This window comes from Spirosoma arboris (genome assembly GCF_009754945.1).
GTDB classification, from domain to species: Bacteria; Bacteroidota; Bacteroidia; order Cytophagales; family Spirosomataceae; genus Spirosoma; species Spirosoma arboris.
Genome location: NZ_WPIN01000003.1, coordinates 563,256 through 576,343, shown reverse-complemented (window position 1 = coordinate 576,343; position 13,088 = coordinate 563,256). Strand labels below are relative to the sequence as shown.

General features: G+C 47.0%; 15 protein-coding genes. All 15 read left to right on the top strand.

Translation table 11 applies throughout. The annotated features are described in order from the left end of the window. The first annotated feature begins 30 nt into the window (after nt 1–30). The 15 genes from GO755_RS10195 to GO755_RS10125 all read left to right on the top strand — a co-directional run bounded on the left by GO755_RS10195 (nt 31) and on the right by GO755_RS10125 (nt 12,912). On the top strand, nt 31–1,188 hold the full coding sequence (locus GO755_RS10195; protein ID WP_157584633.1) for a hypothetical protein: 1,158 nt from the start codon (nt 31–33) through the stop codon (nt 1,186–1,188). 144 nt (nt 1,189–1,332) lie between these two features. Then, nucleotides 1,333–2,253, top strand: coding sequence for a hypothetical protein (locus GO755_RS10190; protein WP_157584632.1), 921 nt, complete (start codon nt 1,333–1,335; stop codon nt 2,251–2,253). 147 nt (nt 2,254–2,400) lie between these two features. Next, entirely contained in the window at nt 2,401–4,938 is a 2,538-nt protein-coding gene (locus tag GO755_RS10185) for an ATP-dependent Clp protease ATP-binding subunit (RefSeq protein WP_157584631.1), read from the top strand. Nucleotides 4,939–4,961: 23 nt separating this feature from the next. Then, nucleotides 4,962–5,264, top strand: coding sequence for a PAAR domain-containing protein (locus tag GO755_RS10180; RefSeq protein WP_157584630.1), 303 nt, complete (start codon nt 4,962–4,964; stop codon nt 5,262–5,264). A gap of 38 nt (nt 5,265–5,302) precedes the next feature. Beyond that, nucleotides 5,303–5,749 (top strand): hypothetical protein, encoded by a 447-nt coding sequence (locus GO755_RS10175; RefSeq protein WP_157584629.1) that lies wholly within the window; start codon nt 5,303–5,305, stop codon nt 5,747–5,749. A gap of 131 nt (nt 5,750–5,880) precedes the next feature. Further along, nucleotides 5,881–7,242: a DUF5458 family protein gene (locus GO755_RS10170; RefSeq protein ID WP_157584628.1), complete on the top strand. Its 1,362-nt coding sequence runs from the start codon at nt 5,881–5,883 to the stop codon at nt 7,240–7,242. Nucleotides 7,243–7,282: 40 nt separating this feature from the next. Then, complete coding sequence (gene tssD / locus GO755_RS10165; RefSeq protein ID WP_157584627.1) at nt 7,283–7,657, top strand: type VI secretion system tube protein TssD; 375 nt, start codon at nt 7,283–7,285, stop codon at nt 7,655–7,657. Nucleotides 7,658–7,686: 29 nt separating this feature from the next. After that, nucleotides 7,687–8,247, top strand: coding sequence for a type VI secretion system tube protein TssD (gene tssD, locus GO755_RS10160; RefSeq protein WP_157584626.1), 561 nt, complete (start codon nt 7,687–7,689; stop codon nt 8,245–8,247). Between the two features lie 57 nt (nt 8,248–8,304). Further along, on the top strand, nt 8,305–8,706 hold the full coding sequence (gene tssD / locus GO755_RS10155; RefSeq protein ID WP_157584625.1) for a type VI secretion system tube protein TssD: 402 nt from the start codon (nt 8,305–8,307) through the stop codon (nt 8,704–8,706). Nucleotides 8,707–8,738: 32 nt separating this feature from the next. Then, nucleotides 8,739–9,290, top strand: a complete 552-nt coding sequence (tssD, locus tag GO755_RS10150; RefSeq protein WP_157584624.1) for a type VI secretion system tube protein TssD — start codon at nt 8,739–8,741, stop codon at nt 9,288–9,290. Nucleotides 9,291–9,305: 15 nt separating this feature from the next. Continuing rightward, nucleotides 9,306–9,677 (top strand): type VI secretion system tube protein TssD, encoded by a 372-nt coding sequence (gene tssD, locus GO755_RS10145; protein WP_157584623.1) that lies wholly within the window; start codon nt 9,306–9,308, stop codon nt 9,675–9,677. 26 nt (nt 9,678–9,703) lie between these two features. Then, complete coding sequence (tssD, locus tag GO755_RS10140; RefSeq protein WP_157584622.1) at nt 9,704–10,207, top strand: type VI secretion system tube protein TssD; 504 nt, start codon at nt 9,704–9,706, stop codon at nt 10,205–10,207. A 3-nt stretch (nt 10,208–10,210) separates the two neighbouring features. Then, nucleotides 10,211–10,585: a type VI secretion system tube protein TssD gene (gene tssD / locus GO755_RS10135; RefSeq protein ID WP_157584621.1), complete on the top strand. Its 375-nt coding sequence runs from the start codon at nt 10,211–10,213 to the stop codon at nt 10,583–10,585. A gap of 20 nt (nt 10,586–10,605) precedes the next feature. Next, entirely contained in the window at nt 10,606–11,112 is a 507-nt protein-coding gene (gene tssD / locus GO755_RS10130) for a type VI secretion system tube protein TssD (protein ID WP_157584620.1), read from the top strand. Nucleotides 11,113–11,115: 3 nt separating this feature from the next. Continuing rightward, entirely contained in the window at nt 11,116–12,912 is a 1,797-nt protein-coding gene (locus GO755_RS10125) for a type VI secretion system Vgr family protein (protein ID WP_157584619.1), read from the top strand. Nucleotides 12,913–13,088: the final 176 nt, after the last annotated feature.

Sequence of the window (13,088 nt, the reverse complement as noted above, 5' to 3'; positions counted from 1 at the left end):
ATATCATACATCATAAAAGCCCGCTCTATTATGACTGTTCCTGAACTTACTTACCCACCTGTCAACTGGATTGATGGTATGAAGATTGCCCGTCGGCATTTTACCGAGTGGGAAAACTTTATGCACGACCAGTTGCGCGATAGCAACGCATTGGGGCTATCTCGATTTCGGTACGGGATTTTGCCCGCCGACAATGCCCTTGATGTGCAAATTCAGTGCGACTTTAATCAGCAGATTCGGGTGAACCTGCGGAGTTGCCGGGCCATTAGTCCTCATGGAGGTCGGATTGACTACCACAGCCCAGCCGATTCACTCACGTGTTCAACTTCGTTTGCATCGCTGGCTGAAACCTACGGATTGCAAACGGGTAAACCGCAAACGTTCGACGTACTCCTGACAGTCGATCCGTTCAATCGAATTCCAACGGGTGAGCCCATCCTTACTGAAGTTCCCCCGCGTCATCCACATACTCGCCCCGATTATCGGCTCGACGTAGTACCATCTACACAGGTGCGCGCCCACGAACTCAACCATCAACTGATTGTAGGCCGGGTTCGCTACGGCAATGGTGAAGTCCAGCAGGACGCCGATTATCTGCCAGCCTGCACTTCGGTTTATAGCCTTCCCCGACTTCAGCAATGGCATCAGCAGTTTGGCAAGCACCTTGAATCGCTGGAAACCAACTCCTATAAAATTTTACAGCGCACGAAGGAAAGGGACCCTAAAAATGCGCTGCAAAGCAGTACGCTGTTGATGGCAGAACGCGTAGCCTTTATTCTGGGCGACATCAGTACGCGCTATAGTTGGATTATTCCTTACGAACCACCCGTTCAAATGGCCGAATTGCTGTTGCGCCCTATTCAGGCGGTGCGGGTAGTAATGACCATGCTGAGCGGGCGCGAGCGCGAAGAATTTATTGGCTACATCGGCGAGTGGGCCGATCTGACACCGGGTGCGTTGGAGGCACAGCTCAATGCGACTCTGCAATTACCTTATGAACATACCGAATTAACGGCACTGCTTACGTCGCTGGATACATTTTACCGAACCCTGTCGAATGTGTTTTATAAACTGGCTCAGCTAGATTTTATTGGCAAGCGTAAGGGGCAGAACGTATTTATCATTGAGCACGAAGTAAAAGAAACTCCGCCCGAAAAGCCACGTTCGCGCTGGAGTCCGTTGGGGTAGTGCCGCTAAATAAGTACATATAAGCATCTGCTTAAAAATAAGCTAACATTGATTGCCTTAAATTCTATGGTTCAACTTCCAGATTGCGGAGTTCAACCTTGACTGACATAAAACCTAACTCTATCAAATCCGCTTAACTTACCTATGGAACCACTCAATAAACCCGAACGACAACAAGCTTTCAGCCGTTTTCTGGGTGTTTACTGTCTTTCGCTTAGCGTGCCTTTGCTGGCAGTCTATCTGTTGTTTAGTGCACCAAACTATGTACTAAAACAGGAAAATGCCCGGCTCAACGAAACCCTGAATGAACAAACCCAGAAACTGATGAAGCGTATGGATGGGGTAAGTACTGACCTCAAGACCATCCAGACTACTGATCAGGCGTACCTGAAAGCGACGGACATTGAGAAGGGAAGCTTGAAAAATCAGCTCTCAGGCTTAGAAAACGGGCTACAACAGCAAGTAAATGGCCTTAAAGCCGATACAGCACAGCTACAGCCACTTAATAAGCAACTTTCGCATGGCATTATTGGGGCATATGATGCTGTACTTACCTATCGTAATAGCATCAGTTATCTGCGCGATTTGCTCGAAAAAGAAGGTATCGATGCTAGCCAGGTAGATAAACTAACGGCAGCACTCACGCAGGCCCGGCAGGAAAATGAAATGCTTAAGATTCTCGCGGCTAAATCGGCTGCACCGGCTGCCGCACCGGCACCTTCGGGTGGGGGCGGGCCAAATTACCTGGCGCAGTTTCAGGATTGCACCAGCAAAATGGTAGATGCTCAAAAGCGCATTACACAACTTCAGGACCAGCTAAAAGCTGCAGGTAGTACGCCCGCACCTGTCTCGGCTCCGGTAACTGCGGGTGTTTCGCGGGCTGATGTCGAAATGGACATTGTAGACCGTTGTGAGAAAAAGGCAGATGCTACTAACCGCCCTCCGCTCTGGCGTCGTCCGTTGTACGAATTTGCCATGGAAACGCTCGAGAAAAATACCCGCCCCGACGCCAAACAGCGTATCACTGCGATTAATGACAAACTGCGCCGATTAGGTTCTGACTGAGAAATAAATTGTCATAATTATCAAGAGTAGCCAAGTCATGGTCAGGTACTAGCAATCCTGTCTGTAAACCTTTGCCTACTTTGACAAATTCTGACCACTCTTGACAACCCCTGACCGTCTCTGACAAATTTGAACCCCTTAATTCTGATGGCATATACGGAAGAAGTGAAGCGAGCCATACAGATTGCCCAGGCTCTGTCTAAGGAATATCAGAACGAACTATTTGCACCAGCGCACCTGCTCATGGGCTTGTTGCATAACGAGGTCGGTATGGCTTCGTGGCTGGCTGTTATTGGTCAGGATGTGCCTTACCTGCGTGAATGGGCTGAGGTACGCCTGGAAGCTAGCCCTAAGTCAAGTCGTTTGTCGCCCAATCCACCGGGCGATGAACGGGTAAAAACGACGATGGAATTAGCCGATCTGGTGGCTATGCAGCTGGGAAAGTCACAAACCGATCCCGTTTGTGTGCTGGCTGCTCTGCTCAAACCGGGTGTTGCATTTAGTGCCGAGCAACTACGAAGTCTGCCAATAACTCAGGCCGAACTCATGCAGGCCGCACTCGCCGATGCAGATGTAGAAACAGCGGTTGCGCCTGATGCGAAAGAGAACGGAAAGCAGGCAACCAGTTCCGGTTCTTCGTCGGGGGCGACGGGGCAGGCTTTGCTGCGGTATTGTGTTGACAAAACGGCTATGGCTGCCGAGGGGCGATTAGACCCGATTATTGGCCGCGACCGTGAAGTACGCATGATGACCGAAACGTTAGGTCGCCGGACGAAGCCTAATGTCATTTTAGTAGGTGAACCCGGCGTTGGTAAAACGGCATTGGCTGATGGTTTCGCCCTGAATATTATAGCCGGGCAAGTACCCAATCATTTGCAAAATGCCCGATTGCTCGAGCTGGATTTGGGTGCACTGGTCGCCGGGGCTTCGTATAAAGGGGAAGTGGAAGACAGGTTGAAAAGCATCCTGAAAGAGTTGAAACAGGATGCTAAAATTATTCTGTTTATCGACGAAATTCATCAATTGCTGGACAGCCGAGGACCACTCGGCACGGGCGTTGCCAACCTGCTCAAACCCGAGCTGGCCAAAGGAAATTTAACAGTTATTGGGGCTACTACGCTTGATGAATACCGAAAATACATTGAAACTGACGAAGCGTTCAGTCGTCGATTCGATGTATTGCGGGTAGAAGAGCCCGACGTTGATACGGCAATTCGGATGATTCAACGATTGGTGCCTTTTTACGAAAAACATCACCAACTGAGCGTAGGCCCCGATGCCGTAGCCGAAGCGGTGATCCTGGCTAAACGATATAGCCGTAATCGTAGACTGCCCGATGCCGCGGTTGACTTATTGGATCGAACACTCTCGGCAGTGCGGATGATCAGCGAGCGAACGCCCGCCGAAGTAGCACAACTAACCGAACAACTCGATCAGCTACGTACTGATGGTCCTGATTCCCTGCGAGATCTGCGCTATTTACATCAGGAACTGGAAAATAAAATCAGCCCGATTTTGCTGGCGAATCTGCTGGCAGATACAACATCCGATGACGAATCGGTGGCCGATCCATTTGAATCGGCACCAGCCTTAGCCGATCATATTCGACAAACCCTGAATCGCCTGACAGATCAGATGGCGACGGCCAAAACGAGCGTAGATCGTCATGATGTAGCGGCCGTCATTTCGCATAAAACGGGTATTCCATTAGGCAAAATCCAGAGCCAGGAGCGCGACAAACTGCTGGCTATGGATGAGGTACTGAAAAAGCGGGTGATTGGACAGGATCATGCCGTGAAGGCCGTAGCCGATGCTATTCTGGAAGCACGTTCGGGCCTAACGAAAGCAGGGCAGCCTATCGGTTCGTTCTTTCTGCTGGGACCAACGGGAACCGGGAAAACCGAGCTGGCCAAATCGTTAGCTGATTTTCTGTTCAATGATGAGTCATTTCTGATTCGGTTCGACATGTCGGAGTTCAAGGAAGAGCATTCGGCGGCACTGCTTTACGGAGCCCCTCCGGGTTATGTTGGCTACGAAGAAGGCGGTTTGCTGGTAAACAAAATCCGCGAAAAACCGTATTCAGTAGTACTGTTCGATGAAATTGAAAAAGCACACCCGTCGGTCTTCGACATTTTCCTGCAAATTCTCGATGAAGGTCGTTTGCACGATCGACTGGGCAAGGAGGGAGATTTCTCCGATGCTGTTGTGTTATTTACGTCGAACATTGGCAGTCAATTGGTTATCCAGCGATTTGGTGAAGGGCAGATTCCCACTAACTCAGAACTGATGGAGACAATGAGCCGAAACTTCCGACCGGAGTTTCTGGCCCGCCTGACCGAGATTGTACCGTTCGCGCCTATCTCTGAGGAAAATGCTGTTCGAATTTTTAACCTGCACCTGCGCGGACTAACTGATCAACTGACGAAACAGGGTATCACGCTGGAGCTTACTCCAGAGGCACAACGGCATCTGGCTTTATCGGGCTTCACCCCTCAATACGGTGCCCGGCAGTTGAAAGGCGTGATTCGAAATCAACTTCGTCGGCCCATTTCGAGGATGATTATTGCGGGCGACGTAACCAAAGGGTCAACCATTCAGGTGGGACTCCAGGGAGAAGAATTACAATGGACAATTACGCACGAAGAAATAAATAGTCAGGAATTACTTGACATAGGCCAACCATGACTCTAGTTGACTAGTATTTGATCATGCCACAACCAGCCGCTCGTTTGATGGATATGCATGTTTGCCCAATGCAAACACCTGCTGTAGTGCCTATTCCACATGTTGGTGGGCCAATTATGGGACCAGGTATGCCAACAGTGCTCATCGGTGGTCAACCAGCCGCTGTCATGGGCGATATGTGTACCTGTGTTGGACCACCCGATGTCATTGTAAAAGGCTCGGGTACGGTTCTGATTGGTGGAAAACCGGCTGCCCGAATGGGCGATACAACTGCTCATGGTGGCAGTATTGTGGTCGGTTGCCCTACGGTTTTGATTGGTGGATAACGAATTGATTTCTAGATTTTTACCTAACTACGTAAATTATGTTTGACTACGGAATTGGTGGACAGGAGCGAAAGCTCAATGTTAGCGAGAGTATCGTTGACATTCCCCAGAATAAAACCCTCTTGATTGAGAAACTGACTACTGACCCGACATTTCGTCCGGAAGTGGTTGAAGGACTAAAAAATGTGGGTGAAGTATTTGCCCATTTCAAGCCAGAAAACGAAGTCGAATTTGATACCGAAGAGGGCAGCACCATTAGCGAAACCCTACGGTTTAACTCACTCGCCGACTTCGGTAAGAAAGGAGTTATTGCTCAGAGCGAGTACTTACAACAACTGAATATGACGTTCGAAGATTTTCAGAAGTATGTAAAGCAACTCAAGTCAAACAAAATCCTGAAAGCAATGCTCGAAAATCCCGATGGCAAAGCTGCCTACATGGCTGCCATTCAGGCCATGATTCGTGAGCTGGAAGAAGTGCAATAAATGGTTTCAGGTTTCAAGTTCGATGTTCCAGGTTATGCCAATGGGTGCTCCTGGTTAGAACATTGAACTGTACCGGTGGCCCGGCTGAAACTTTGAACCTGAAACTTTGAACCTGAAACTTAAAAAATTACATGGAAGCACAGAATAAACCATTAAAAGTAGGCGAGAAGCTAGCCGAATCGACTCTCTCTCTCGATGAAAGCTGCGCCAAATTAGCCAAATACGGAGGCTTCGGTATTTTGGAAACCACCTTAGATGGTGTTCAAAACCTGAACCCGGAGAAAAAAGCCCGTAAGAAAATCTTTCTGACTGAAGAAGCTAAGAAACAGGAGCGTGCCGATTTAGCTAAGCGATTGCACCTAATGCTGGACCTGCTGGGCAGTGCTGATACCGTGGCCGAGCTAGCCGAAACAGCCCAGAGCAAAGCTGAAGGGGCCCAAACGCTGTTGAGCGAAAACCTGCGTCGGGCATTTGAGGCCAATCGGGGTTTGGAGCAATCTTACCGATCGGTGGCTAGTTTCTATGCCAATACGGATCAGGATAAAGCCAAAAACGTCAATGTCATGAATGCCGAGCCGGAACAAATTACCGACCTCGACAACACAACCTTTATTGACGCTGTGGCCGAAGAGTTCGCACGTACGTTCGACCGGCTCGACTTGCGCGATAGCTACTCTCTGCTGGTATTACCGGGTTACCTGGGCTCGAAAAAGGTGGTGGATAAATGGGCGCAGATTGCCCATAAAAACAAGGTCATGATGGTGACGGATTTCCAGCATCTTGATGCGCCAGAGGATGTGGTCGACCTATTCGAATCAGCTGACCTGACGGGCGGTGATGCCTATCTATCGAATGTCATGATGACCTGTAACTGGCTTACGGGTCGGGGAAAGCACCAGGATGTTGGTGAAGAAGAGGACTTATATGTACCGGGTTCGAGTGCGCTGGCAGGAAAAGTTTACAGTACGGTTATGTCGCAAGTGACAGCTGGCCGCAAACATGGCGCGCTGAATGAAGCCGACGGCGTGCGTTTCCCGTTGAAAAAGAGTGAAATCTCAGCCCTGGAAAAAATGGGCTTGATTCCGATGGTGAATGAGTACGGAAAGGTGATGCCTTTTTCGGCCAAAACCCTTTTCAATGGCGACAATGTTGGTTTGCAGACGTACTCAGTTGTTCGGGTTTTCGACTACATCACGAAAGTTCTGATTGATTTCCTGAACCGACGGGCGTTTGAAAACTTCAACACCAACACCCGTATGGATATTCAGAAACAGATCGTGAAGTTTCTGGACAGTGTAACGGGGCCAGGAAAGCTCATCGAGAAATTCAAACTGCTACGTTTCGAACGAGATCCTAAACAGAAAGATCGCATTCTGCTCGACATTCATATGGTGCCGTATTTCCCGGCCAAAACTTTCCTGCTCAAACTCGACGGACAGAAAGGCGATGATCCAGATTCGGCGGAATGGAAAGCTGACTACGATCAGCAATAGTAGGTTATAGATTGTCTGTTCACTCTTTTCTCTTACGCTTATGTACGTAGTTACTTTAAAGATTGACGATATGGAATATATTCTGAATCGTGTCAACTTCTATGTGGCTCGCAAGTCAGATAAAAATGGTCGCCCGATCTCGGAATCTGCCTGGACCGTAAATATCAATATGGATACCACGGATGAGTCGCTTTTCACCGAATGGATGGTAGACCAGAATAAGAAGAAAGATGTATCGCTCAAATTCTATGAAGGCGGTGACACCAAAAAAGAATGGCAATTTGCCAAAGCGTATTGTGTTGGATTTCAGGAAAATTTTGTGGCAGATGCGGGTGTGATGGAAACTCAGCTTGTCATTTCGGGAACGACCGTTGATAATGGAAATGCCACCATAAACAATAACTGGACGACCTAACGTTTAGTCAAGCTAACTCCTTTATTACTATGGCAAACAAAGCAATCTTATCCGTCTGCGGACGAGACTTCAATGTGCTTGAATTTAAAGTGTCGCTTTATCAACAGACTGATAATCAGGGAAAGCCGGCTTCTGGCGTTTTTTTTGGTGATTTCTTTATGATCATACGGGGAGGGAATGACACCTTCTTCGAGTGGATCAGCGAACCGACCCGGATGGAAAGCGGTGTGTTGAAAACCTTTCGTCCTGATCAGGATGATTCTCCATTTGTTGAGTATTCATTCGTACAGGGTTTTCTAGATTCTATACTGGAAAATTATTACTATGATGCGGACATGCAAAACTCCTTCAATACGGTCAGTGATATCGAAAGCGGTGGAGAAGACTTTGAGCTATGGACGAAAGCTGTCGCATTCCAGCGGGATAGTGGAGAGTCAGATATAGGTGCACACGTACTGGGGAATTCGATGGCAAAAACCCGGGCGTTTCAAAAACGAACAGGTATATCCTACGTGCTGATGCTTTCGATGTCCTGCATGCAAATCACGATTCGCGATGTGGACCACAAGAATCAGTGGGGACGACAATAAGCCATTGGCTATCTGCCTGCTATAACCTGTTTGCTCACATTTTAATCTTTTTTACTGATGGCCTCGTATCATGCTGAATTAGAAGTGGAGGGTACCGTATTACCCCTGCGCCGAATATTTTTTACCGCTTCCCGCAGTCGAGACTCGAAAGGAAAGCCCTCGTCGGGTACGAACTGGCTGTTCTTTGCCTCCATCGACGTGCAGGAGCAATTTACCTTTACCGAATGGATGTTCGACGACACGATGCAAAAGGACGTTACGGTCACCTTTTATAAATCGGACGAAGAAAGCGAGGGCGAAACCAAACTGAAGGAGTGGACGTATAAAGGGACCTTCTGCCTGGCAATGTTGGAGATGTTTGCGGGCGATGCGTCCTATCAGACAACCAATCTTTTCTTTACGGGAAAAGAAGTAACCAACGGTAATGCTACTCTGGAGCATGAGTGGGACTTAGAATGATGTTTTATCCCGAATTTTAACGAACGAATACCATGGCTCATAAAGCAATATTAAGTGTTTCTGGTGAAGACATTCCAGTTCTTGAGTTTTCTGTAGCGTTCAAGCAAGCCCGCGACGATCAGGGAAAGCCTGCATCTAAGGTGATGTTGGGGGATTTCTACCTGATTATGGAAGGAGGAACGGACTTGTTTTTTGAGTGGCTGATCGATAAAACCCGCTTTGAGAACGGTACTATTAAAACCTACCGCGACGATCAGGACTCGGTTATGCTGACCTATGAGTTTGAGAATGCCTTTGTGACGGATGTCTCCGAAAGCTATTATGAAAATGTAGGTAACCCCAATGTAAGTTACAAGCGAGTTAGCTCAGGCGAAGATTTGAGTGATGACGTGATCGACTTTCAGTATAAAGGGTTTCGATTGGGGCGGAAGGATAATACCCTGATGCAAAATATGTGGAATCGGGTACGGAAGTTCCAGGAGCGGACCAACAACCCGTATTGCCTATTCATCACCATGTCGTGTGAAAAGCTGAAAATACAGGACACTCAGTTCGAAAATAAATGGAACGGTAAACTCGAATAACCTTTCATTCTGCTTATGGCTTACGAAGGAGTACTCAGTGTAGATGGAACCGAATACGATATCAATTGGATGGTGTTGCAGATAACGCGTAATGAGGACAAGAAAGGCATACCGGCTTCGCGTCCTGAATGGAACGTAGTGGTCAGTTTAGATGCTATGGACGATAGCACAATTAAAAGTTGGATGATTGATCCGCACATGCAAAAAGATGGTAAGATCATTCTGAATCGGATTGACGAAGACGCTACGTATAAAGAAATCGAATTTACAAAGGCCATCTGCGTCAATTATTTTGATGAATTTTTTGCTGATACAGAATACCTCAACACAATCATTAACATTACGGGTGGTGAGGTCAAGCTCAATAGCGCCACACTCCGGGTATAGTTATATTTTTTTAACCCTTAAACCAGATGTCCTTTAAGGCTACATTAACAGTTGAAGGTAAAGAGTTCAATGTGTTGCAATGTACCCATCTTATGGATCAAAATTATAAGAAGGGTAAGGCTACATCGGGCGTGATGGGCGGCCGCATTGTTGTCATACTAGAAAGCAGCGATGATGACCTGCTGGGCATTTGGGCTGCTGGGCCTACAGTTAAAAAAGACGGCGAAATTGTTTTTGATCGTATCGATCAGAAGTCTTCTTTACAAAAACTGGAATTTCAGGAAGCCTACATGACTCAGTATTTCGAGTTTATGGCATCCAATTATATTAATGCCGATGCCGTTTTAGCCGCTATGGAAGATTACTTTGTCTTAGATGCAACAAATCAATCAGAGGATGATAGACGAGTCATAGTGAATAGGAGAGCCCTGATCAAATTTGCAGAACGGACACGCGTCAGCAATTGCATTCTGTTACGGCTTTCGGCAGCGAAAATTAAACTCGACGGTATTGACCACCAAAATGTCTAATCAATGGCTTACGAAGGGAAACTTAGTTTAGATGGTAATGACTACGACATCGACTGGATGTTGATGCGAGTAATCCGTGATGAAGACAAGCGGGGAGTACCTTCGTCACGTCCGGAGTGGGCGATACTTGTCGGAATGGACGCACTGGAAGATAGTACGATTAAGAATTGGATGATTGATCCAAACATGCAGAAAGATGGTAAGATTACGCTAAACCGGATTGATGAAGACGCCACTTATAAAGAAATAGAATTTAAAAAAGCGTATTGTGCTACCTATAGGGATGAGTTTTTTTCCGATCAGGATTATCTGAAGACCATAATTTACATTATCGGTAAAGAGATCACCTTTAACAAAGCTACGTTGAACGTGGTATAACATTTAACTATAGAGCCACAATGTCATTTAAAGCTACATTAACCATTGAGGGGAAATCGTACAACGTATTGCAATGCACTCATCTTTTAAAGCAAAAAGCTGAGCGCGGAAAAGTGACGTCTGGGGTGCGGGGCGGGGCCATCACGATGATTATTGATAGCACAGATGAGGAGATTTTCGGTAGCTGGGCAACCAGCCCGACGGCTAAAAAAAATGGTGAAATTGTTTTTGACCGGGTTGATCAGCAATCGGCTCTGCAAAAACTAGAGTTTGAAGATGCTTATGCCATCTTTTATTTTGAGTTAATGGCGTCTGCCTATATGGATAATGTGGACGTACTTATCGATACGTTCCACGACATGTTTGCTTCCGATGAATCGACAAATAATTCGTTACTTGATCGGTTTACAGTTGCTACCAACAACATGTTACGTTTTGTGAAACGAACGGGGGTAAGCAATTGTATTCTGCTGCGGCTGTCGGCTGGCAAAATTAAGCTCGACGGTATTGACCATCAAAACACCTAACCAATGGCCAAACAGGTCATCCCTCACGTTGAACTCGAAGGTGGTAAAGAGCTGAAAAACGTTTCAGGGTTATCGATTGAACAGGACTTGTTCGGCCACCATACGTTTGAGTTGTCTGTGCCATTCGAAGACCTGGAAGACGCCAACGAGTTGTTTTTTCACGAATCGCATCGCAACGTAATTGGTAAAACTATCCAGTTTTCGTTCGATCCACTGCTCGAAGACGGCTCGTTTGATTTTAAATTTAAAGGTATCATAACCGAACTGGCGCTGAAAAACACCAGCGACATGTCGAACGTTTTTTTGTTGAAAGGTTATGGGCTGACCATTTTGTTGGAAGACAGTAAATTACGTCGAACATTTCTACAATATGGCCTGGGCGATATTGTCAATCAGGTTATAAATCCCTATCCTAATAACCTCCTTAAGCGGTCAGTTAATCCGAAATCATCCGAAATGCTGAAGTATGTTGTTCAGTATGATGAGACAAATTTCGAGTTTCTGGCGCGCCTGGCTGCCGAATATGGTGAATGGTGTTTCTACGATGGGCAGCAACTCGTATTTGGCAAACCCGACGATCATAAGGTTGACTTTAAAGTCGATGGTATGCAAACCTTTGCCATGAGTCTTCGAGTCTTGCCCGCTAAATTTCTATACTCCCGCTACGATTATGTCGCTGACGAGACCTATCAGAGTCATTCCAGCGATCAGCAGGTGAGCGGCCTGGGGCAATGGGGCGATTTTACGCTGGACGAATCGGAGAAAATGTTCAGTCAGGAATCGCAGTTACCTCTGCCCAAACTCGTGTATGGACAAAGTGAACTGGATGAAGTCGCCAAAACCCAAAAAGCGATGGAAGCCAGTCGTCTTGTTGATTTTCAGGGCTTTGGCGAAAATCCAGATGTTTCGGTTGGAACAGTTATCTCGGTGAAAGGAACCCGTATTACCGAACGAGGCACCTCCGAAGAAAACTTCGGAAGCTATCGGGTCACGCACGTTTCGCATTCGTTGGATGGCAGCGGCAATTATTCCAATACGTTTCGGGCGGTGCCGGACTCCGTGACGTATCCACCACCCAATCCGTCTTTTAAGCTGCCCGTTGGTAAACCTGAATTGGCGAAAGTGACTGATAATGAAGATCCTGATAAACTAGGTCGCGTAAAAGTCGAGTTTATGTGGCCGGGAGATAGCAAAGAGTCCGACTGGTTGCGGGTAGCTCATCCGTACACAGGTGATGGTGAAGGTATGTTGTTTGTACCTGAGGTCGATGCACAAGTCCTGATCGGGTATGAGTCTAATCTGGCGGAGTACCCCTTCGTTATGACAAGCCTATATCCCAAAAAAGACGGCGTCGACTATACTCAGCGCGACAATGTTCAGAAGACTATTCAGACGAAAGGCGGTAACAAGATTAGCCTGTTCGATAAAGACGGCGAGCAAACAATTGAATTGACAAACGCCAATAAATCCGATACACGTGTGCTGTTATCTTTCGCCGATGATGGCCAAATCACTATTGAAACGCAGGGCGATATTAAAATTTCGGGGAAAGACATTGAGATAAAAGCCACCAATGATCTAAAATTCGAGGCCCAGAACAACATCGAACTGAAGGCAACTAACGAAGTGAAAATCGAGGGCAGCGTTAAGGTTGAAATTAAGGGAGCTGAAATCAACGCCGAAGCAAACGCCACCGCCGAAATTAAAGCCAACGGGCAACTCTCTCTCGAAGGTACCCAAACATCCGTTAAAGGCAACGCTATGGTAGAAGTGAAAGGCGGAATTATTACGTTGAACTAGATCGGTTAACCCTAAAGTGATGGGCTACGCCATCGGCTTAACCCATCACTAAAGTAGGGGTTACAATACCAGTCATCCCTACGGGATTGTTAGGTTACGCCATCGGCTTAACCCACCACTAAAGTAGTGGGTTACAATACCAGTTATCCCTACGGGATTGTTAGGATTTGAAAATC